At 66.0% G+C, this 20,060-nt stretch carries 20 protein-coding genes, 1 tRNA gene and 2 pseudogenes; 9 read left to right on the forward strand and 14 right to left on the reverse strand.

What is annotated here, in order from left to right; genetic code table 11:
• Positions 1-27 precede the first annotated feature (27 nt).
• The gene (locus tag AB0J90_RS18260) at positions 28-600 is read right to left on the reverse strand and encodes a LemA family protein (RefSeq protein ID WP_363597219.1); all 573 of its coding nucleotides are present in this window, start codon (positions 598-600) and stop codon (positions 28-30) included.
• Between the two features lie 446 nt (positions 601-1,046).
• On the opposite strand from AB0J90_RS18260, the gene AB0J90_RS18265 reads away from it, so the two are divergent.
• Positions 1,047-1,364, forward strand: a complete 318-nt coding sequence (locus tag AB0J90_RS18265) for an integrase core domain-containing protein (protein WP_363597221.1) — start codon at positions 1,047-1,049, stop codon at positions 1,362-1,364.
• Positions 1,365-1,447: 83 nt separating this feature from the next.
• On the opposite strand, the gene AB0J90_RS18270 is transcribed toward AB0J90_RS18265, so the two are convergent.
• Complete coding sequence (locus tag AB0J90_RS18270) at positions 1,448-2,230, reverse strand: molybdopterin cofactor-binding domain-containing protein (RefSeq protein WP_363597349.1); 783 nt, start codon at positions 2,228-2,230, stop codon at positions 1,448-1,450.
• Here AB0J90_RS18270 and AB0J90_RS18275 point away from each other — a divergent pair.
• Together AB0J90_RS18275 and AB0J90_RS18280 are read left to right on the forward strand one after the other, a co-directional pair.
• The gene (locus tag AB0J90_RS18275) at positions 2,221-2,943 is read left to right on the forward strand and encodes a relaxase/mobilization nuclease domain-containing protein (RefSeq protein WP_363597223.1); all 723 of its coding nucleotides are present in this window, start codon (positions 2,221-2,223) and stop codon (positions 2,941-2,943) included. The genes AB0J90_RS18270 and AB0J90_RS18275 overlap by 10 nt on opposite strands.
• Positions 2,940-3,386: a hypothetical protein gene (locus AB0J90_RS18280; protein WP_363597225.1), complete on the forward strand. Its 447-nt coding sequence runs from the start codon at positions 2,940-2,942 to the stop codon at positions 3,384-3,386. The genes AB0J90_RS18275 and AB0J90_RS18280 overlap by 4 nt, the downstream gene beginning before the upstream one ends.
• A 7-nt stretch (positions 3,387-3,393) precedes the next feature.
• Here AB0J90_RS18280 and AB0J90_RS18285 read toward each other — a convergent pair whose 3' ends face one another.
• Positions 3,394-4,056 (reverse strand): HAD family hydrolase, encoded by a 663-nt coding sequence (locus tag AB0J90_RS18285; protein ID WP_363597227.1) that lies wholly within the window; start codon positions 4,054-4,056, stop codon positions 3,394-3,396.
• An 86-nt stretch (positions 4,057-4,142) separates the two neighbouring features.
• Here AB0J90_RS18285 and AB0J90_RS18290 point away from each other — a divergent pair, with 86 nt between their 5' ends.
• Positions 4,143-4,955 (forward strand): class I SAM-dependent methyltransferase, encoded by an 813-nt coding sequence (locus AB0J90_RS18290; protein ID WP_363597229.1) that lies wholly within the window; start codon positions 4,143-4,145, stop codon positions 4,953-4,955.
• Positions 4,956-4,991: 36 nt separating this feature from the next.
• On the opposite strand, the gene AB0J90_RS18295 is transcribed toward AB0J90_RS18290, so the two are convergent.
• The 3 genes from AB0J90_RS18295 to AB0J90_RS18305 are packed head-to-tail and all read right to left on the reverse strand — an operon-like array spanning position 4,992 to position 6,301.
• Positions 4,992-5,816 carry a hypothetical protein gene (locus AB0J90_RS18295; protein WP_363597231.1) on the reverse strand — a complete coding sequence of 275 codons (825 nt, stop codon included), beginning with the start codon at positions 5,814-5,816 and terminating at the stop codon, positions 4,992-4,994.
• Positions 5,792-6,043 (reverse strand): hypothetical protein, encoded by a 252-nt coding sequence (locus tag AB0J90_RS18300; protein WP_363597233.1) that lies wholly within the window; start codon positions 6,041-6,043, stop codon positions 5,792-5,794. The genes AB0J90_RS18295 and AB0J90_RS18300 overlap by 25 nt, the downstream gene beginning before the upstream one ends.
• Before the next feature lie 3 nt (positions 6,044-6,046).
• Positions 6,047-6,301 (reverse strand): hypothetical protein, encoded by a 255-nt coding sequence (locus AB0J90_RS18305; RefSeq protein WP_363597235.1) that lies wholly within the window; start codon positions 6,299-6,301, stop codon positions 6,047-6,049.
• Between the two features lie 98 nt (positions 6,302-6,399).
• Here AB0J90_RS18305 and AB0J90_RS18310 point away from each other — a divergent pair, with 98 nt between their 5' ends.
• Positions 6,400-6,894 (forward strand): sigma-70 family RNA polymerase sigma factor, encoded by a 495-nt coding sequence (locus tag AB0J90_RS18310; RefSeq protein ID WP_363597237.1) that lies wholly within the window; start codon positions 6,400-6,402, stop codon positions 6,892-6,894.
• Positions 6,891-7,586, forward strand: a complete 696-nt coding sequence (locus AB0J90_RS18315; RefSeq protein WP_363597239.1) for a hypothetical protein — start codon at positions 6,891-6,893, stop codon at positions 7,584-7,586. The genes AB0J90_RS18310 and AB0J90_RS18315 overlap by 4 nt, the downstream gene beginning before the upstream one ends.
• Positions 7,587-7,800: 214 nt before the next feature.
• On the opposite strand, the gene AB0J90_RS18320 is transcribed toward AB0J90_RS18315, so the two are convergent.
• Positions 7,801-7,873 (reverse strand) — tRNA-Arg (locus tag AB0J90_RS18320).
• An 818-nt stretch (positions 7,874-8,691) separates the two neighbouring features.
• On the opposite strand from AB0J90_RS18320, the gene AB0J90_RS18325 reads away from it, so the two are divergent.
• Entirely contained in the window at positions 8,692-9,000 is a 309-nt protein-coding gene (locus AB0J90_RS18325) for a hypothetical protein (RefSeq protein WP_363597241.1), read from the forward strand.
• 251 nt (positions 9,001-9,251) lie between these two features.
• Here the strand turns inward: AB0J90_RS18325 and AB0J90_RS18330 are convergent, their stop codons facing one another.
• The 3 genes from AB0J90_RS18330 to AB0J90_RS18340 all read right to left on the reverse strand — a co-directional run bounded on the left by AB0J90_RS18330 (position 9,252) and on the right by AB0J90_RS18340 (position 11,702).
• Positions 9,252-9,731 carry a hypothetical protein gene (locus AB0J90_RS18330; protein ID WP_363597243.1) on the reverse strand — a complete coding sequence of 160 codons (480 nt, stop codon included), beginning with the start codon at positions 9,729-9,731 and terminating at the stop codon, positions 9,252-9,254.
• Between the two features lie 291 nt (positions 9,732-10,022).
• On the reverse strand, positions 10,023-11,087 hold the full coding sequence (locus AB0J90_RS18335) for a DUF389 domain-containing protein (protein WP_363597245.1): 1,065 nt from the start codon (positions 11,085-11,087) through the stop codon (positions 10,023-10,025).
• Between the two features lie 135 nt (positions 11,088-11,222).
• Complete coding sequence (locus AB0J90_RS18340; RefSeq protein WP_363597247.1) at positions 11,223-11,702, reverse strand: MarR family transcriptional regulator; 480 nt, start codon at positions 11,700-11,702, stop codon at positions 11,223-11,225.
• Positions 11,703-12,858: 1,156 nt separating this feature from the next.
• Between AB0J90_RS18340 and AB0J90_RS18345 the strand changes: the two genes are divergently transcribed.
• The gene (locus tag AB0J90_RS18345) at positions 12,859-13,737 is read left to right on the forward strand and encodes a hypothetical protein (RefSeq protein ID WP_363597249.1); all 879 of its coding nucleotides are present in this window, start codon (positions 12,859-12,861) and stop codon (positions 13,735-13,737) included.
• A gap of 382 nt (positions 13,738-14,119) precedes the next feature.
• On the opposite strand, the gene AB0J90_RS18350 is transcribed toward AB0J90_RS18345, so the two are convergent.
• The 3 genes and pseudogenes from AB0J90_RS18350 to AB0J90_RS18360 all read right to left on the reverse strand — a co-directional run bounded on the left by AB0J90_RS18350 (position 14,120) and on the right by AB0J90_RS18360 (position 16,926).
• Positions 14,120-15,397 carry a hypothetical protein gene (locus AB0J90_RS18350; RefSeq protein ID WP_363597251.1) on the reverse strand — a complete coding sequence of 426 codons (1,278 nt, stop codon included), beginning with the start codon at positions 15,395-15,397 and terminating at the stop codon, positions 14,120-14,122.
• 58 nt (positions 15,398-15,455) lie between these two features.
• A pseudogene (locus tag AB0J90_RS18355) lies at positions 15,456-16,028 on the reverse strand (hypothetical protein); the annotation flags it as partial.
• Entirely contained in the window at positions 16,018-16,926 is a 909-nt protein-coding gene (locus AB0J90_RS18360) for a hypothetical protein (protein ID WP_363597253.1), read from the reverse strand. The pseudogene AB0J90_RS18355 and the gene AB0J90_RS18360, both read right to left, overlap by 11 nt.
• A 916-nt stretch (positions 16,927-17,842) precedes the next feature.
• On the opposite strand from AB0J90_RS18360, the pseudogene AB0J90_RS18365 reads away from it, so the two are divergent.
• Positions 17,843-18,094, forward strand: a pseudogene (locus AB0J90_RS18365) (transposase); the annotation flags it as partial.
• Between the two features lie 132 nt (positions 18,095-18,226).
• On the opposite strand, the gene AB0J90_RS18370 reads toward AB0J90_RS18365, so the two are convergent.
• Positions 18,227-19,543 (reverse strand): aspartate aminotransferase family protein, encoded by a 1,317-nt coding sequence (locus tag AB0J90_RS18370; RefSeq protein WP_363597255.1) that lies wholly within the window; start codon positions 19,541-19,543, stop codon positions 18,227-18,229.
• Positions 19,544-20,060 lie beyond the last annotated feature (517 nt).

A 20,060-nucleotide genomic window follows, 5' to 3' on the forward strand; every position in this document is an offset into this window, starting at 1 on the left:
ACGTGACTCCAGTGTTAGCCAGGATCCTCAGAACCGCACCGCGACGTCGACACGTTCGTCGCCCGCCGCCTCGAAGTACGGCTCGGCCCGGAACCCGCCCAGACCGGCGATGATGTTGACCGGCAGCGTCTGCACCGCCGTGTTCAGTGACTGGACCGCGCTGTTGTAGAACTGCCGGGCGTACGCGAGCTGGTTCTCGGTGCCGGCCAGTTCGCGTTGGAGTTCGACGAAGTTCTCACTCGCCCGCAACTGCGGGTACGCCTCGGCTATCGCGAACAACCTGCCGAGCGACCGGGTCAACGCGCCCTCGGCGGCGACCCGTGCCGGCGTACCGCCCGGCGTCCCCGTCGCGGCGACCCGAGCGGCGGTCACCGCCTCAAGCGTCGCCCGCTCGTGGCCGGCGTACCCACGTACCGTCTCCACCAGGTTCGGGATCACCGAGTGGCGCCGCTTGAGCTGGACGTCCACCTGCGCCCACGACGCCCGCACCTGGGCCCTCAGCCGTACAAGCCGGTTGTAGCCGCGTACCGCGGCGACCAGCAGGACGATAACCAGCAGGACCAACCCCGCCAGCACGCCCACCACCAGGCCAGAATCCACCGGAACCGCCTCTTCGCTCAACAAGGTCGCCCGAGCATCCTCGGCGACCGCCAACACGATCTGCCGTGCAGTTGTCACGGGGTTGGCCGCCGGTCATCCATCCGATAACTCCGTACGGTCGCCCCGGCACCGAGTTTGGGTGCAGTCCCGGGCCCAGCCCGGCCCGTACGCGGATGCCGGCACGAACTGGTGAGTCAGAGGGGGTGTTCGAGAGGGCGATGGCAGAGCATCACCACCGTCCTGCTCAAGCGGATCTACGTGCTGTTCGTCGTTGAGATCGCCACCCGCCAAGTCCACGTGGTCGGGGTGACCGCCCATCCAACTGGCCCCGGCCCCTGGGTGGCCCAGCAGGCACGGAATCTGCTGATGGACCTCGACCACGCGCGGCAGGGCTGCGGTTTCTACTGCGCGACCGGGATACGAAGTTCACGAACATCTTCGACGCGGTGTTCACCGCCGAAGCCATCGAGGTGATCAAGACCCCGCCGCAGGCACCCCGGGCGAACGCGTTCGCCGAACGATGGGTGGGCGCCGTACGCCGGGAGTGCACTGACCAAATGCTCATCGTCGGCGAGCGCCACCTCGCGGCCATCCTCGCCGAGTACACGGCCCACTACAACAACCACCGACCACATCGATCGCTCGGCCAGCAGCCGCCCAACCCGCCGTCGAGGGTCACTGACCTGACCGCCGCCAGGATCCGACGGCGCCCGATCCTCGGCGGGTTGATCAACGAATACTCGCAGGCAGGTCCGTGGCCTTGACCTCGGCAATCCACGAGTTGAGGCGGTGGTCGTTGCCGTCTGCAGAAGGTGTCTCCGGCCTTGAGTGCGTAGCAGCGGAATCCTTAGGGGGTGGCAGGTCTGTTTTCGGGCAGTAGTTTGTCCAGGGTGATCGGTAGGTCGCGAACGCGGACTCCGGTGGCGTGGTGGACGGCGTTGGCGATGGCGGCCGCTGCGGAGACCATTCCGATCTCGCCGATTCCCTTGGTGCCCATGGGGTTGACGTACGGGTCGTACTCGTCGAGCCAGTGCACCTCGATGTTGCCGACGTCGGCGTTGCTGGCGACGTGGTAGGTGGCCAGGTCCTGGGTGATGGTGGTGCCGAAGCGGGGATCGAGGACGCCGTGTTCGTGCAGTGCCATGGACAGGCCCCAGGTCATGCCGCCGAGCAGTTGTGAACGGGCGGTCTTGGGGTTGACGATGCGGCCGACGGCGAACACGCCCAGTTGCCGGGGGACCCGGATTTCTCCGGTGAACTCGTTGACCCGGACCTCGGCGAACTGTGCGCCGAAGCTGTGCATCGAATACTGCTTGAGGTATGGGTTGTCGGGCATTTCGGCGGTGACTTTTAGGCCCTCCGGGGGAATCTGGCCGCCGTGTTGGTTGGCTAGCGCGTCGCGTAGCTGATCGGCCGCCTCGCAGATCGCGGCGCCCCAGCTGGTGATCCCGGACGAGGCCGCGGCTTCCGAGGCGCGCGGGTAGTTCGTGTCGCCGATGTGAAGTTCCACCTGGTCCACGTCGACGCCGAGGGCGTCGGCGGCGACCTGTGCCAGCGCCGTCCAGGTGCCGGTGCCGATGTCCGCGGCGCCGATAGCCACCGTGTAGCGCCCGTCCGGGTGTGCCTGGATGCTGGCCGAGCCCGAACGGCCGCCGTCCGCTGCGGAAGCTGGCCGAACTGCTGGAACAACCGGTCCGCGTCGGGATCAACCCACCCGTCCTGCCGGTCTGGCACTGCTCGATTCACAACCATCCTGACGACCCAACCCTGTCCGACCAGCAGTGGCAACGCGTCGCCACCGAGGTCGCCACAGTGACCGGTCTCGCCCCGCACGGCGACACTGATGCGGTCCGCTGGATCGGCATTCGGCACGCCGACACCCACATCCACCTCGTCGCCACGTTGGTCCGCCAAGACCGCCGCACCGTCTGGGCCTGGCATGACTACCACCGCGCGCAACGCTGCTGCCGCAAGCTGGAACAGCACTACGGACTGCGTCGAGTTGGCGTTCAGCGTCCCGACAACCGTTGGCCCACCCCGGCCGAGATGAACAAGACCACCCGCCAAGACCGAGACGAGGTGCCCCGCAACCACCTCCAGCGGATCGTCCGCGCCACAGCCTCGACGGCCAGCAACGAACAGGACTTCGTCGACCGCCTCCACGAGGTGGGTCTGCTCGTCCGGCTTCGTCTCAGCACCACCAGCCCGAACCAGATCGTCGGGTACGCGGTCGCGCTACCCGACGACTACAACGCTGCCGGCGAAACGATTTGGTACAGCGGGTCCCGCCTGGCCGTCGACCTGACCCTCACCAACTTGCGCCTCACCTGGCGGTCCTCGTGAACGAAGTAACCCCCGATCGGCCAGGCCGCGTTGCGCGCCCACGGGCTGGCCGCGACCGGCCACACCTCTTCCCCGGCCGCCCCCGAGCCGTCAACGCCCGCTTCACCGACGACGAGTACAGCGAACTCACCACCGCCGCGGACCTGGCCGGGCTCACCCCGACTGGCTTCTGCGCTCAAGCCGCCCTCGACGCTGCCCGCAGCGTGCATATGAACGCCACCGAGCGGGCAGAACAGCAAGCCCTCGCCCGCCTACAGGCCGAGATGTTCCGCACCCGAGTCACGGTCAACCAGATGCGCAGCGAACTTGGCCGGATCCTCGACGCCGCCAGCGACGAGCGCCGAACCCCGACCGACCTTGATGCAGCGATCGCGCGGGCGGCCGACTCACTCGCTGGCCTGGACGCCGCGATCTCACTCATTCATGGCAGGTTCACCGGTTGAGTCCGGGTCATGGCGAGCCGAAGAGCACCTCGACGGCCTCGGACACCGAGTCCACGATGACGTCCGGCGCAGGCCCGACGAACGCCCACGAGTCGGGTCGACGCTTCGGCTGCAACCAGATCGTGCGCAGCCCAGCTGCATGGCCACCGGCGATATCGAGAACAAGGCTGTCACCGATCATCCATCCGCCCTGGCCACAGCCGCTTCCACAGCGTTCAGCGGCGAGACGGAAGATCTCAGGGTCCGGCTTGCGAATACCGACGTCGTCAGAGATGCACCACGCGTCGACCAGCCTGTCCAACCCGGTGTTGCGGATCTTCCCCAACTGGTTGTCCGCCATCCCGTTGGTGACGATACCGACCCGCCAGCCTGCACGACGTAGTCGCTTCAACGCATCATGATCGTCCGGGTGACACGACGCCAGTTCAGGCATCCGGCGGCGGTACTGCCCCCACAACTGCTCCGGCGGCACGGACAGGTCGAACGTCTGACAGACGGTCGCGAAGAAGTTGTCCATCGGCCCCGAGTGGTGCGCGTCGGCCATGAGCAGGAAGGTCAGCGCGGCATCATCGAGTTCTTGGGCGACGACAAACTCCTCCGCCCACGCCCGAAATGCCCTGTCGCGATCCACGAGTGTGTTGTCCAGGTCGAACAACGCCAGCGACTGCACACCTCGCACCATAGCCATACGTGCCCCGCTCTACGGTCGCGGGTAATCCTGCTGCGCACCATCACGGCTGCCAATACGGTAACCGCGTGGCTGATCCGATCTTCGCGGAACATCGTCTGGCGCAGATCTACGACCCCCTGGATCCCGACCGCAGCGACCTGGACGCATACGCGTCCATCGCCCACGAGTTCGGCGCCCACCGCGTCCTGGACATCGGCTGCGGCACCGGGACATTCGCGTGCCTACTTGCCAATCAGGGCTTCGACGTGATCGCGGTGGATCCGGCGGCGGCGTCGCTGGAGGTCGCCCGAGCCAAACCTGGTGCTGATCGAGTGCACTGGGTACTCGGCTACGCGACGGACCTGCCCCTACTTCACGTGGATCTGGTGACGATGACCGCGAACGTCGCCCAGGTCTTCCTCACCGACGAGGACTGGGCCTCGACGCTGTTGACGGCGCATGCAGCGCTGCGCCCAGGAGGGCGCCTGGTCTTCGAGACCCGCGATCCGACTGCGAAAGCATGGCTGGAGTGGACCCACGAACGATCACACCAGCGCACGAAAATTCCCGGCATCGGCGAGGTCGAGACGTGGGTCGACCTGACAGATGTCAGCGGCAACCTGGTCTCGTTCCGCTGGACCTTCGTCTTCACCTCCGACGGCACACGGCTGACCTCAGACTCCACCCTGCGGTTCCGTCACCACGACGAGGTGAGCGCATCCCTGACCGCCGCCGGCTACCTCGTCAACGAGGTACGACAGGCGCCGGATCGGCCGGGCCGCGAGATGGTCTTCATCGCACAGCGCCCCGAACAACCATCGGCACAACCCTCCCCAAGATCCACAAATCCGCCAACTAAACCTGGACACCTGACGCCCGCAGCATCCACATCCACATGACGGACTCCAGCTCAGCGCCCGCGTGACTCGCCATCCTCAATTGGACGGGACAGGTGGCAAGCCGGCCCCGCCGGCGCGGCAGCCGGGCGCCCCACCCTCGACGGCGGCCGGCCACGCTGGCGCCCGTACGGGCGTAACTAACAGTTCTTCTCCAGCTTGCTCGGCGTCCCGCACACCAGCAGCCGGTCGACGTCGCGGGCGACGGCCAGCTCGTCGACCGTCGTGCGGCGGCGGGCCCGCGCACGGCAGCGCGTCGTACGCCGCGGCGGCGGCCGCGTCCCGGTCGGTCTGGTAGCCGGCGAGCGCGGTCTGCTGGATCTGCTCCCGGCTGCGGCCCGGCGGCAGTGCGAGCAGGTCGACCTCGGTACGCGTCAGCAGCTCCCCCCGCTGGATCCGATCAGCGGCCGCGCAGAGCCGGGGTTGGTCGCCGTGCTGGTCGACGGCGGCCAGGAGGCTGCGGGCCTGCCGGGTCCACTCCTGGTGGTGCCGGTCGACCAGGACCTCGCGCTGCCGGCCCGCGGCGGCCGGGTCGGCACGGTCCCCGTCCCACCAGCCGAGGACCGCGTCGGCCAGCTCCGGATCCGCGTCGGCCATGGCGCGCGGGTGGTGGCCGATCGCGTACCCGAGGAACGCGGCGGCCGGCGCACCCAGGAGCCGGGCGACGTCGGCGACGTCGACCAGGCCGAGCCGGTCGGCTCGCTGCCGGCGGTGCAGCTCGGCGTCGGCCTGGTCGTACCAGTGCTGGGCGCGGGCCTTCGCCGTGATGCGCTCGGCGAGCAGCTCCGGCAGCGACACCTGCACGGCAGCCTCCTGCGGCAGCGTCCACACGGTGCCGGTCACCGCGGCCGCCGGGTCGCGCACCAGTCCGCACGCGGCGACGACCAGGGCGTCGGCGGCGGCGATGTCCCGGCCGATCCGTACGAGCAGTCGCCGGGCGCGATCACGGTGACCCCGTCGGCCGGCGCCGAACGGACGACGCGGACCGACGCCTTCCCCTGTGCCCGGAGCTTCTTCGCCAGCTGCTCCGGCGTGAAACCCGGTGCCGGGTCGTACGTGGTCACGGCAGTGCCCGCCGACGTGAGCCGCACGTCCTACACGGTCACCGCCTCTTCCACGGCGGCCGGCGCGGCCTTGTGCGCCGACGCCTCCATCGCGGCGAGCTGCTCGTCGGTGAGCTTCGGGAAGGCGGCAAGGTCGGTGGCCGGCGCCTTGGCCTTGGCGCCCGGATCAGCGGAGCCCGCCCAGCTGCCGTCCGCCTCCTTCTCCGCCAGGAAGGCGGCGTACTGCGCGTCCGGATCGATGATCGCTTCAGGGGACGCGTGGGCGGCGCCGGGTAGGGTGACCATCGTCAGCACAGATCCGGCAGGGACCGGCACGCGCCGGGTTGCAGCGCCGGGCGGCGGCCGATGCGTCTCCCTAGTGAGGAGCACTGACGGGAGCAGGCGTGTCGTTCGAGGAATTCGTGGCCGTGCATGGCCGGTCGCTGGTGCGCCTGGCGGTCGTCCTGAGCGGCGACCGGCAGGTGGCGGAGGACCTTGCCCAGACGGTGCTGGCCGACGTCTACCGGCACTGGAAACGGGTGCGCGCGGCAGCAGACCCCGAGGCATGCGTACGCCGCATGCTGGTCAACGCACACCTGAGCTGGCGCCGCCGGCGCTGGACCACAGAACGGCCGACCGACCTGCGCCACGAGACCGGCGCCACGGTGCCCGACCCGGCCGACGCCATCGCCGCCCGCGACCAGACGCGGATGCTGCTGAGCAGGCTCGCCCCGCGCGCCCGCACCGTGCTCGTCCTGCGCTACTACGCCGACCTGGACGACGCGGCGATCGCCGCGGCCATGGGGGTCAGCGAGAGCTCGGTGCGGGCCACCGCCTCCCGCGCCCTGGCGAGCCTGCGCGGACCCGCGGCCATCGACGCACAGAGAGAGACCTTATGAACCAGTCGACCGAGCACGAGCTGCGCGAACTGTTCGCCGCCAAGGCCGCCGACGCCCCCGACGAGCAGGCCGTGGCCGCTGCGGCGATCCGCCGGGTCCACCGCAGACGCCGGACCCTGACGACGGCCGTAGCCACCACCGCAGTGATCATCGCGGCAGGCGCGTACAGCGCCTACCGGCCGGCCACGACACCGCAGGCACAACCGCCAGTCACCTCCTCGGCCGGACCGGTCGCCTCGGCACCGGGAGCCGAACTGCCTGCCGGGGTCGAGCCGGGCGACGCGCTTGCCCCCGGCGCGGAGCAGTGCGTCAAGCCGTACTCACCTAAGACGCTGGCCGAACAGTCCTTCGCCTTCGACGGCACCGTGACCGGCATCGGACCGGCACGAACCGAGCGCGGCACGGATCCCCCGCTGGACCTGCGATCGGTGACCTTCCAGGTGCACACCTGGTTCAAGGGCGGCGCCGCGGACACCGCGGCGGTCGACATGACACCGCCCACCGCGGGTGCCGGAACGGACGACGCCACCTCCGAGTTCGTCCCGGCCTATCAGATCGGCACCCGGCTGCTCGTGTCCGGCACACCCCGCTGGGGCGGCGCGCCGCTCGCCGACCCGATCGCCTGGAGGTGCGGTTTCACCCGCTACTACAGCCCCGTGACGGCGGCCGAATGGTCGACCGCGACGAGGTGACTCACAAGCCAGCCAGAACAGCAGCTTCGGTCGTACCGGCGGGTGGTTGCCACCGAGGCGTGGCCGGCACCGTCCTGGATGTCTCAATAAGATTATGATCTTGACCAACAATTTGTCGACCATCGCTCCCACGCGGCTCCCACCGGGACGCCAAAAACGGACATCCGAGACCGTGGACTCGTCGCTCAGGTTGCGTTTCGGCTGGTCAGCGGGGTGCCCCCAGCAGGATTCGAACCTGCGACACACGGTGTAGGAAACCGATGCTCTATCCCCTGAGCTACGAGGGCGCGATTCCTCAGGGTACCCGCCTGCGGTCGATAACCGTCGACAGGGAGCGGTAGGCGTCGTTAGTTGCCGGTAGGCGTCGCAGCCCCGACCAGGGACCCCACGCGGACCCCACGCCCCGGCTGATGATCTTCGCATCCGGTGGCGTCGCCGAACGCTGGTAGCCGTCGTCAATCCTCGGCGAACGACGGTAATCGCCACGGCTCCCACGCCGCTCCCACACAAGATCAACTACTCGCCACTCTTACGACACGAACCGGGGCCAGAGTGATGTCCCAGCAACATGGCGATTCTGCACCGAGAGATCCGGGCGGCGAACCTCATCGACCCGGAGGGCGAGGCCCACTTCGACCCCCAGCTACTCCAGGACCGACCTCAACCGCCAGCTTAGGTCGTTGCCATAGCTTCCAGCGGAGAATCAAGGCGCCCGGATTCCGGGCGCCTTGATCGTACTCGTCGTTCGTAGGGCACCGGTACGGCTCGGATCCCCTCGTTGGGGTCCTGGCCACCAGGCCACCCGACTGGTGAGACCGCCTATTAACCGTCGCGGATTCTCGCCCTCAGGGACATGAAACTGCCGGGTCCGGTAGTGGCGGGAGGTTGCGCGAAGACCTGGGTGAGGGCGCTTCGTCGACTCGCAGCAGGTACCGGGGCTGACGCCGAGGCAACTGGGCGATGGAGGTGACGCTGGTTGGGTTTGGGGTGGGCAGCATGCCGCGGCCGGCGCGCAGGATCTCGAGGTTGATGATGGTGGGCCGGCCGCCGGCAGCGGCAGGCGTATCAGGCAAGCCTTAGAGCAGATCAAGACGGAGGCAGTGGCATGAAAATCTTCAGCTACGAGGACGAGCCTGAGATCACCATGGACCCCGGGACCCGCCGGGCCTTAGTCCGGCAACTACTCGGCCCCGACGCGCCGCCTGCGTGGTGCGAGCTGGTTGAGGCCCTGGCGATCCTCGCCCCGGCCCACAACAACGACATCAGCCCGCTGCACTGCACGCCGGGTGAGCTGACCGTCTGTGCCCAGCCGGCTGGGGTGCCCATTACCGAGATCGAGCGGCTGGAGGAGATCGGCTTCCATGTCGCCCATGACGAGGAGGACTTCAGCTCGACCCGGTTCGGCAGCGCCTGAGCGAATCGGCTTTGAAGGTCACAGTCTCGGATCTCACCGTCCATGATAGCCAGGGGCGTAGTTCCACCAGGTGGTGCAGTCGCCGGTGGCGAGACGGGGGCGGTGACCTGGTGGTAGCCGAGCGCGGTGGCGACGATCGGGGCGGGCATGTCGAGCACGTGCCGGCGGACCGCGGCGGTGCGGCAACCCCGCTCACCGCCCCGGCATCCACGTCGGCGGTTGACCCGGGTGTCGGCAGACCGAATCCGACGTCAGCGAGGGAGCGCGGCGGGTACTGCGCTGTCAGACAAGCTGCGCTGGGTTGTTGCGCCAGGGGTATCGGTGCCCGGCGGCGGCGTCGCGGCGCCGGGTTCCGGGCGCACAAAGCCCGCGCGCATCCACCGCTGCCCGAGACCGAGCACGGTCGCGAACCCAATCAGAGCCGTGTAAGACGCGATGTCACCGGCACGGAAGCCCAGCGCACCGTACCCAGCGGCAAGGAAGCCCGTGAATACCAACACGGCGATCAGGGCTGTTCCCAGGGTGGCCCGCGTGTCGGGAACGACCGCGGCGTAGACGCCGACGACCGCAGCCAGCACCAGCACTCGGAGCGGCAACGCATCGGCCGGGACCAACAGCGCAACGACGACAGCGGCGGCTACCACCACCGCCCAGCCCGCCACGAGACGGAGACTCAGGCCCGAATTTTCGGATAGGTCATTTTCCGAAGCGGCCTCGCGACGCATGGCCATCGTCTTCCTTCACCAGCACCGGCCGCTCGCGCGCCCTCTCGCTACCTATGGGAGCGCGCCCCGTGTCTGCCGCCAAGGGGTCTTGACGAATCCGATACGCCTTCGGCCGATTTCTTCACACGGACATCAGGACCGGACTACCTGCGTCAGACACGTCCCGAAGGTCGGGTTCGCATACGTGCCCAGCCAGACCCTCATCCGCTCATATACAACGGAGTACAGCCACGAAGACCGACTGGGCGAATCTTGGCTGTGTGCCGATCCAATCCGGCGACCCGCGGTGGGCCGACCTCACACAGCCGACCGGTCATCGTCTCGGATAGCCGGAACGGCAGGGTCGGCCGTACCCGGAGATGGGGCCGGCCGCCGCGACGCCCGGCCGCTCCCGTGGGGCACGACTGGTCCGCCCAATCGATCCGCCCAGGATCGACGGGAAGCGGTGATCCGCGACCACCACAGCCGTTGCACCAGCAGCGTCAGCACCCCGGCGAGCACGATCGCGGCGAGGTTGATCAACAGTTGGAGGGCGGAGCCGATCGCCTCGCTGGGCACGTTGTACGCGAGCGCGACCGCGACGTTGGCCGCCGCTGGCACGGTCGTCACGGAGATCAGTACACCGACCAGCGAGCCGGACTTGTTCGAGGTCACCGAGAGCATGCCGGCCACCCCCGCCAGGAATCCCACCACCCAGGACAGTGCGTCGGGCCGCCAGATGAAATCGGTCAGGGGCCGTTCGGCGAGCAGCATCTCCCGGTCGATCAGATCCGCCGAGGTCAACACCCAGGTGCTGAGCACGGTCACCGCCATCGCGACGAGAAAGCCGACCACCAGGGCCGTCGCGGATCGCCGGATGATCGGAGGCCGCCACCGGACCAGCGCCACGCTGAGTGCGGCGAGCGGACCGAACTCCGGACCGACCACCATCGCGCCGACGATCAGGATCGGCTGGTCCAGCAGAACCCCAATCCCGGCGATGATGGTGGCCAGGGTGATCAGCAACAGGTACGTCGCGGAGAGCCGGGTCTCCTCACCGGTCTTGCGGGCGACCTCGTCCCAGACAACGGCGTCCGTGCCCAACCCCGGCGCGGCACGACCAGCCCGGTCGGCCGCAGTGGAGAGCGTGGTGTCCACGCCCTCGACGGCGATCCCGCCATCCTTGTCCACGCCCAGTTTCTGCAGCGCGACCAGGACCCCGTCGGCGCCTTCTCGGACCACGTCGCAGAGCACCAGGTCGCCGGGCGGAACCTTGGCCGCGCCAGGCAGCACGACGACGTGCGTGACTGCGGGGTCGGTGGACAGCAGGTCGACGACCGCCTGGCTCCGTTCGGCCGGGACGATCACCCTGAGATGCAGCACATGCCCACCCCCTTCACGATCATCCTGACGGCACTGAAGGCGAGACGCCAGCCGGCGAGGCTAGCCGTTCGGTGCCATGAGTAGCCGGAGCTGCGCCTGATCCAGGAACACGAGACCGGTGGTCGACTGAGCAGGTCAGGATTGTTCGGTCTTCGTGCTGCGCCAGCGGTCGATCAGGGCGGGAAGCTCCCGCCAGAGGTAGTCGTAGAAGTCGCGCATCTCGGTCAGGCGGCGGCCTGCAATGCTCTCCTCGCCGGTGGTGGCGATGCCCTGTTCGGCGGCATCGCTCATGGTCTTCACCATCATGTTCTGGCCGGACATGAGGGTGGCCCAGGCGCCCTCGGGTAGGCGGAAGTGTTCCCGGCGGCTTCCTGGGGCGGGTACCCGCTCGATCAGCCCGACCCCGGTCAGCGCCTTCACCGACGTAGAGACGCTGCCCGAGCTGATCCCCAACGTTTCGGCGATCTCCCCCGCCGTCATGGTCTCCTGTTCGGTGAACAGCAGCGCGGCGAGTACCCGTGCGGTCATCCGTTGCAGGCCGCCCTGGGTGAGGGCCAGGGCCAGCCGCTCAGCGGGATCACTCAAGGCTGCCATCGCCGTTCTCTCGTCGCTCATCCTGACGAAATCCTAACGTCTCCCAATGTTCGGAGATCTCTGAAATCTCGATACTGTTGAAGGCATGGGAGATGTTATTCGGCTGGAGAAGCTGAGCAAGACGTACGGGAGTCGCCGGGGGTTGGTCGACCTGGACGTCTGCCCCGGTCGCACCCGCGCCGCTCGACCCGACGCCCAATCACACGCAAGATGATCATGTGCTCCCAATTTGCTCCCAACATAATGGGCCACAACGGGAACGGCTCGTTACCGGACTTCCGGTAACGAGCCGTCTGACCTGCTCATACTGCTGGTGGGCGACACTGGGTTTGAACCAGTGACCTCTTCCGTGATCGCTTATAGGGACCTGGCTCTGTCGGACCTCCCACGCCGCGGCAGCAACACAACAGATCGACCAAGACCCAGGGCGCGGCAACGGGCGGTGCGTCAGCCCAGGCACCCGCAGCGACGGGGAGACCTCAGCCTGGCCATATACGCCGAGAGGCACCAGCCACAACCGGGGCGCCGTGATGCGCACGCCTGTGCTGCGGCCGACCTGCGTTGTCGGACCGCGTCGGGCCCCCTCTTCCGCTCGCCATGAAGGTGCGACGCCCTCTGCTGACGGAGGGACGTGCGCAAGCCTGAGCACTTCCGACTCCGAGAAGAGGTCAAGCTCGACATCGGCCCTGGTCACAACCCTTACAGCGCTAGAGCGGAGCACTCTTCCGAAGTTCTCGGGCGCCGAAACCGCTGCTCCCAAATCTGCTCCCGAGGAAACGTTCAGCAGGACCGGCACCCGTTACCGCGCTCTCCCCGCACCTGACTCTGTCAGGCAAGATAGAGAGCAGTTGACGTCCGCTCAGCGCCGTTGCACCCTTCATGTCACGTTCGGGCGGTACGGTCGGATGCAGCCTCACGCGACGCGGGCCGGTGTCCCACACCTGCTGCCGGTTCCGTGCGTCGTGGTCGGTTGCTGTACCTCCCTGCTGTACTCCCCCGGACCTCTCCACCTCGACACGCGGTTTAGAGACGGTCGCCCGTATCGGTTTTGTGATCCCGCTACCTCTGTTGACGCTAGTCAACGAGCTGACGCCGTAACCGCCGTTGACCCTTAACCCACCGCTTGCTACCGCGTGTCATCCTGCCAAAACAACCTAAGCGATCGATGCGGGGTGGCGTGGACGCGTTCCAGCTAGCAGTGGTCACTTCTCCCGGCGGCGATTCGATCATTCGAATCCCGTCCAATTTCGATCTGTCGGACTTCTCCCGATATGACGAGGAATGTCTGAAGCCGGGATTGCTCTATGCAGACCACGTCGACTTGTACTCCTACCGAAGCACTCTTGCTCAAAGTCTCACTTCGGAGGCAGCAAAGCTCCGGCTGCCCATGCTTGCACCAAGCCAGTTTTTCAGCCTCCTAGACGATTATTCGGATGCCCAACTTCAAGCCCTAGGGGTCGACCTGGGCAAGGTGCCGGATCTGCAACGCTTCAGACAAGCCGGGTATGAGATTGTCCGAGAGTTGGGGGGACCCCTTGAGTTTTGGAGGCAACACGAGCATCAGATTAGAGAGCTTAACGAGGCGTACTTCCGCGAGTTGCGTAAGGGCTATACGTCGATGCAATCAGGTGCAATCGACCATGCCGTAAAGCTGGGGTTGGTCGAGGTTCACCACTGGAATAGCACCCCTACGGTCCCGCCTGAGCCATACACATCGCTTTGGAACCGGGCAACCGCTGAGCTGGGCAAGGCAGTCAACGAGCTCGACCGCCCAATAATGATCGATCCAGCTTCCTTATCTATGATCGGAGCTGAGCCGAAGCGCTCACTCGAACGCACGGATGCAGATATTGAGCGCGAGGTAAGCCTCGTTTGGCATGAAAAAGTTGCGCCCATCGTCGCAGAGTTGGACTACGAAACTCGTAGGTCAAGGTACCTTCGAGACCTTCTAGGGGCAGTAACCGAAGGTAAGGACGCACTCTTGAGCGCTGCCGGGGTTGTCGTCGCGGTCAGTGCTGCCACCTCGGGCATGTCGGTGTACTCCTGCCTGGCGTAGTAGGAGCGGCTGTACCGTTTGTGCAGGCTCTAGGAAAGTCCGTGGAGGGACGGCAGCTTGCAAGAAAGAACCGCCTCTTCTTCCTTCATGCGACGAGTAAGCGCCTTCGGAGGCGAGCAAGGCGAGCAAGTCCCGCAGCCTAGTCATCCCGTCGGCCTTCGTCCGCACATTGTGGAGTGGGCTGGGCCTGCCCGGTCAAGGTAGAGCACCCAGCGGCTGAACGACCTTGACCGGGCAGGCCCTGTCCGCTCGGCTCCGCCCGGACAAGGGTTGTCGGGATGGCGCCAACATCCGGGAGTGTCTGAGCGCCCCGCCGGAGGCACGCCCTGGTCGCCACCGCCAACATCGAAGCCCCGGATCGAGATATAGGCCGCCCCGCCAGTCAATTAATATCTAAGACTCTCTCCAATTCATCCTTTGCTGATTTGAGCTCTTCGTTGGCAATCAGGCGATCTTGAAAATCCTCTCGCCAAAGGAAGAAATCGCTGAAGTTACGTCCACCTCCGTACATCGATCGATAAATAGAGCGAACCTCCTGCAATGCGTCGAGGTCCAGAACGTCTGGACTCGCGGCGACGGCTTGGGCGGCGCGAATAAGTTGCACCCATCGGCTGGCCTCATGCCCTTCGGGGTAAACCAGGTCATGCAAGCGCCTGAGGGCCTCACGGACTTCTGTGCGTGATGACTCTTGTGTCACGATAGGGCCTCTCCCATAGGACCTTAACTCCGCTGATTTTCCAGGGCTCCGGAACGAACGTCTGCTGCTCACCGCCCACGAAGATTCCCCCTGGCTGCCGGTTGGCCCACTATAGACCGTGGTTTCCTTTGGAATCGAAACAGCGTACGCCGACTCCAAAGGAGACGCTCCGGTAAAGCCGCCCGTACCAGGGTCAAACCATTGCGCTCGGACGGCTGTGTCGATTCTGGCATGCGCGACAGAATTCGGAGGCGTAGTCGTAAACCATTGCCCTAAGCCATTAGGTCCTCCGCCTGCCTTGCCTGCCCGATAAAAGATAGTGTCGGCTGTCAGTGACGTCGCATTGTATCGGCCACCAGCGAAGTTTCCGGCAGGAGCACCTCGAAGCGATGCGAGCGGACCGGGATTCGTCACCATATCAAACTCATAGTGGCGAGGAAGAATCGCAAGGCTTTTCGGCGGGGTTGCTAGCGCAGGCTTACTGACTGGCGAGGCTCCGAGCCTGCTGAGCAACTTGCCGCCGGCCCAGCCGAGGGCTCCGCCGGCGAGGGTGGCGCTGGCGAGTCGTTGGGTGTCGATGGTTCCGGTGGAGAGGATTTGTTCGGTGGCGTCGCCGGTGAGGCCGGAGAGGGCGCCGACAGCGAGTGTGCCGGCTCCGGTGCTGGCGGCGAGGCCGCCGGTGAGTCCGGCGACGGCGCCGGCTGCGGCTCCGGTGGTGGCGCAGCCGATTGCGGTTCGGGTTTCGTCGCACAGTGTGTCGCCGAGGACGAAGCCCCGTGCGTCGGTCACCTTGAGGACTCGACCAACAGCGTCGTAGTCGACCAAGGTCGCGCCGTTGAGCGCGTCCGTGGTCGATTCCAGGCGACCCGCGGAGTCGTACTCGTAGCTGGTGGCGGCGCCGACAGGATCGGTTACTGTGTGGCTGGCGGTCGTTGTCGAACTCGACCGTGGTGGTGCCGCCACGGGGCCGCACTGTCTGGCGCACCTCGTCCCAGGAGGTGTAGCTGATCTGCGTTCGATTGCCAAGCGGGTCGGTGATTGAGGTACGCCGCCCGTACGAGTCGTATTCGAATGCGGTTGTGGCCTCGGTCTCGTCGGTTACCGAGGACGGGTCACCATCCGGCTCGTAGCTGACGCTCCGGGCGCGGCCGAGTGGGTCGAGTTGCGAGATTGCCTGCCCGCGATCGTTGTGTCCGTACTGCCATACCCTATTGAGGGGGTCGATGATTATTGCGAGCCGTCCCTGGCTGTCGTAGGTCCGGCTGATTGTCGAGCCGTCGGTGCGAGTGGTGACCAGCGGTTGATGGTGATCATTGAAGGTTGTTGTGGTGAAACTGCCCCTCTGATCTACGGTCATGACCGGGTCACCCTTGCCGTCGTACAGGGTTGCTGGCGCGGATGGCCCGTATCGCGTCATGGGGACATCCGGCACGCCCGTGATTCGGGAGATGACCCGGCCCTCGCCGTCGTAAACGGTGTGTGTGCCGGTGCGCCCAGTGCGCTCCGTGACCAGGCGCCCCGCCCAGTCGTACTCCTGGGTGATGACCATGCCGTTGGCTCGTGGAGAACGCGCTCGTCCAGCCTTAACCGGCATCTCCGCCGGCGAGTCGATCCGAGCGGTACGTGCGGGTAGCCGTCAGTTGCTTCCCCGCATCCTGCACAGCCAGATCCTGGACCTGGTATGTCAATGCCCCCGTATAAGTGTTGACGGGGCCGAACCGGGGTGCCGCCGTCTCCCGGGCAGCCTCTGGGAGCACCTGTGGCGACGCCGACAGCGCTGGCACCACCGCGTTGCGGTAGCCCACGACGGCCTGCTGCCCAGCGGGACAAACGGTCGACGCCTGCGTCCGGACGGGAGGATTCAGGCTCGCGGCGACCGCAGGATCCATGCATGTCGGCAGGGCGGCATTCGCGTCATGTCCGAACCAATTGCCCGACCAGTCATCCAAGGAGTGGTGATTGTCGTAGGTATCTGCTCCGTTCACCCCGCCCAGTAAGGTGTTGTATCGTACGTCGACGAGAGTTCTGGTCGGCCTGGGGCCGCCAAGGTTGAAGACAGAAACGTCTTCCTCTGTCTGGTTGAACCAGAACCGGATCTTTCCGGGATTCGATGCGTGTAGGGCCCTGGTGAGTGACTGTCCGAAGGTGTTGCCGATGATCTCCGCACGAGCTCCGCCATAGACGGATACCCCGCAGGTACCGGATAGGAATTGAGAGTTGTAGACGGCGGCGATACCCTTGCTTTCTGCGCCGGAGTAGACGCCGCCGGCCGTGGCCGCGAATGTCGAGTTCGTGACAAATGTACGGGAAGCTACTGAATCGACGTTGACGGCAGCGTTGATGCATCCGGACGAACCTGTTCCGCCGTATTTGATGTCGACATAGTCGAACATGCTCGCGGGTGTCCGGAAGTCCATGCTCGCGATTCGGATCTCATCCCAGTCGCCCATCGCTGGCGCGGTGCTGTTGCTGTCGCCGCCGGTGTCGCCCATGATGGAGTCATCGCGTATCGAAGTGATGGTGATTCTATTTCTGGGAGTGCCTAATGCGAGGAGCTGACCATTAACGATAAAGTCGCTATCGAGATCAATCTTCAAGACGGTGCCGGGAAGGAGGGTGAGTGATGCTGATCGACTTACATGTATGGGGCCACGGAGGACGTACGGCGACCCTTGGGGGCCCCAAATCGTGTCGACCGAAATGTCCTCCGAAACCTCGGTTGGCCCAACGGTCTCGGTGACGTGCAAATCTGGCGGCGGCTCCACCGCTGCAGGCGGTGGCGTCGGCGTCACCGCCTGGGCTGAAAGTGGACGAGCGTCGGCCGGTGTCAGTGGCACCCCGGTATGGCCTGGGCTAATAGGCTGACTATCACGCCAAGGCCCACGCCATAAGTCCATTTTGTGTGCACCGGCGCCTCCCCGTTGGCGATCCGTGATCCTCGTGATCCGAGCACGACAACCCAACGCTAGTGATCTATGTCGATGGCCGACACTCGACCTAAGCGTCGGGAATTCGGTATGATCGGTTGTCTTGACGGAACGAGGGCAAGCGGTTATCGGGCGGCGGTACGGGCCACTGGATCCATCGAGGCCGCCGCCGCGGCCGGAACGACGCCGGCCCGATTGACGAGCCCGTTCGGTGACGCCGTCACCGACGCGACACCCCAGCAGGACGGGACATGACTAAGAGGACGTTTCAATCATTTCTGGGTGGGATTCGCCAGGCTTGACTGGCTGACCACCCAGCCGGCCGGCCAGCCATGTTGCACCTATAGGAACCATTTCGACCCGATCAACACCCAGTCGAAATGCCGGCATCGTTCCGTAGATCGTGTCTGAATCAAAAAGCTGAGGGATTGTCGGACTCGACGTGCGATCTACTCTCCTTCATCCGCAGTAGACCCGTCATATGACCGAACGACCCACCTACCCTTCCGACCTGTCCGACGCCCGCTGGGCACTGATCGCCCCCCGGCTAACCGCGTGGCGCCAGGCCCGAACCGACGCCGGAGTCGGCGGACGAACCGCTACCCACGACCTTCGAGAAATCTTCAACGCCATCCTCTACGTCAACCGCACCGGCATCGCCTGGCGCTACCTACCCCACGACCTGCCACCGTGGCAGACGGTCTACTGGTACTTCACCACCTGCACGGATGATTATGTTGCCGTAGCGAGCGACGGCCTGTGCAGCGCGTCCGGCTCAGGTGGCAGCCATCGAGGTTTTGGGATAATGAGACAGCGCTCTCACCTGCTCGGATGGAGATTTCGGCAAGCGCAGGGCCCCGCGATCCTATTCGGTCGTCACGCAGTCGCGGAGAGCGCCGGTCAGGATGGCGAGCCCCTCTTCGACGTCGCGAGGGGTGGCGACGAGCGGGACGAGAATCCGTATGACGTTGCCGTAGGTACCGCAAGTCTTCACGATAAGGCCGCGCTCCCGTGCTTGCACCGCCGTGCGCTCCGCGATCCTCGTTGCTGGCGCTTTCGTCGCCGGGTCGGTGATCAACTCGAGCGCAAGCATAGCCCCTAGACCGCGCACCTCGCCGACCTGGCTGAACTCCCGCGCCAGGCCCTCCAGTGCGGCTCTCAGGTCGTCGCCGAAGCGCTGTGCGTGGTCCTGGTATCCAGGGTCCAGCACCTGGTCTAGGGCGACGATCGAAGCCGCGCAGGACACCGGGTTCCCACCGAACGTGCCACTCGCCAGGCCGCCCTGGTGAACAGCGTCCATGAGTTGGGCACGCCCGGTGACGCCGGCCACCGGCATGCCACCGCCCATTGACTTGCCCCAGGCCACGATGTCCGGCTCCACCCCCTCGTAGTGCATCGTCGCTGCGGGTAGCCCAGTCCGGCACATCCCGGATTGGATCTCGTCGGCGATCAGCAGGATGCCGTGCTCCCGGCAGAGGTCTTGGAGCTGAGGCAGGAAGTCCGGTGGCGCGGGAAGGAAGCCCCCCTCGCCCTGAACCGGCTCGTAGATGACCGCAGCGACCTCCGCCGGGTCCACCTCGCCCAGCAACAGGCGCCGGATCGATAGAAGCGAGTCCTCGACACCGACGCCGCGGTAGGGGTAGGGCGCGGCCGCCCGATAGACACCCGGCGCCAACGGCCCAAAGGTTCTCTTGTACGGGCGTGCCTTGTAGCTCAGGGTCGCACCGAGCAGCGTCCGGCCGTGGAACGCTTGATCGAAGCAGATGACTCCGGGACGCCCCGAGGCGGCGCGCGCCACCTTGACCGCGAGCTCGACCGCCTCGACGCCGGAGTTCACCAGTACCGCTTTGTACGGGCCCGGCCCTGGATGGCAGGCGACGAGACGCTTGCACACCTGGATGTAGGGCTCGTACTGCGCCACGGAGTATCCAATATGCAGATAGCGATCAGCCTGGTCGTGAATTGCGGCAATCACGTCCGGTGGGGTGTGCCCGCCATTGAGCGAGCCGATCCCACCTGCGAAGTCGATGTATTCCCGACCGTCCACGTCCCACAGACGCGCCCCATGTGCGCGCTCGACGAAGACTGGCGACGTGGCGACACAGGCGGCCACATAGCGATCGCGTTCGGCCAGCAACTCAGCCGACCTCATTCCGACGTGCGTCATCCCCCGTGCGGACATCCGCCCTCCCAAGTTGAAGCCTAGGACTGTGGGCGGCGACGCTGCCAGCCGAGTAGGAAATGTAGCAGCATCTGCAGGATCGATCCACCCCCTTCTTATCCGGCACCTCGACCATCTTCCGTGACGGAAATCATAGACCGGGGATCTGCAAGCGTTCACGTCCGACGCTCGTCCATCGATCCACTTCTAGCTGGAATTATGCTGCCGTCGACCGGTAGATGACCCGGACCGAGGGCGAGTTCGGGGGGACTGCCGGGCGCCGAACGACCGTCTATAGTCGCCCTATTGAACATCACGGGGGTGAGTTCGGCCGATTTGGCCAAGTCGAACGAGCGCGTGAAATCCGCGGGCGATCCGCGTCGTGTGCCCCCGTGCGCCCGGCATAGCTGCCGGCCTCTCGAATGCTGCGGCAATGGCGCCGCGAAAGGTGCCACGCAGTCACTTTGGCTGCTTACACGGGGAGCACGATTCAATGGTTGGCAGACCATCCGGTCTGGGCAGCGACTTCGCTCGCGCC

The sequence above is a fragment of the Micromonospora sp. NPDC049523 genome, assembly GCF_040676775.1.
Lineage (GTDB): Bacteria > Actinomycetota > Actinomycetes > Mycobacteriales > Micromonosporaceae > Micromonospora_G.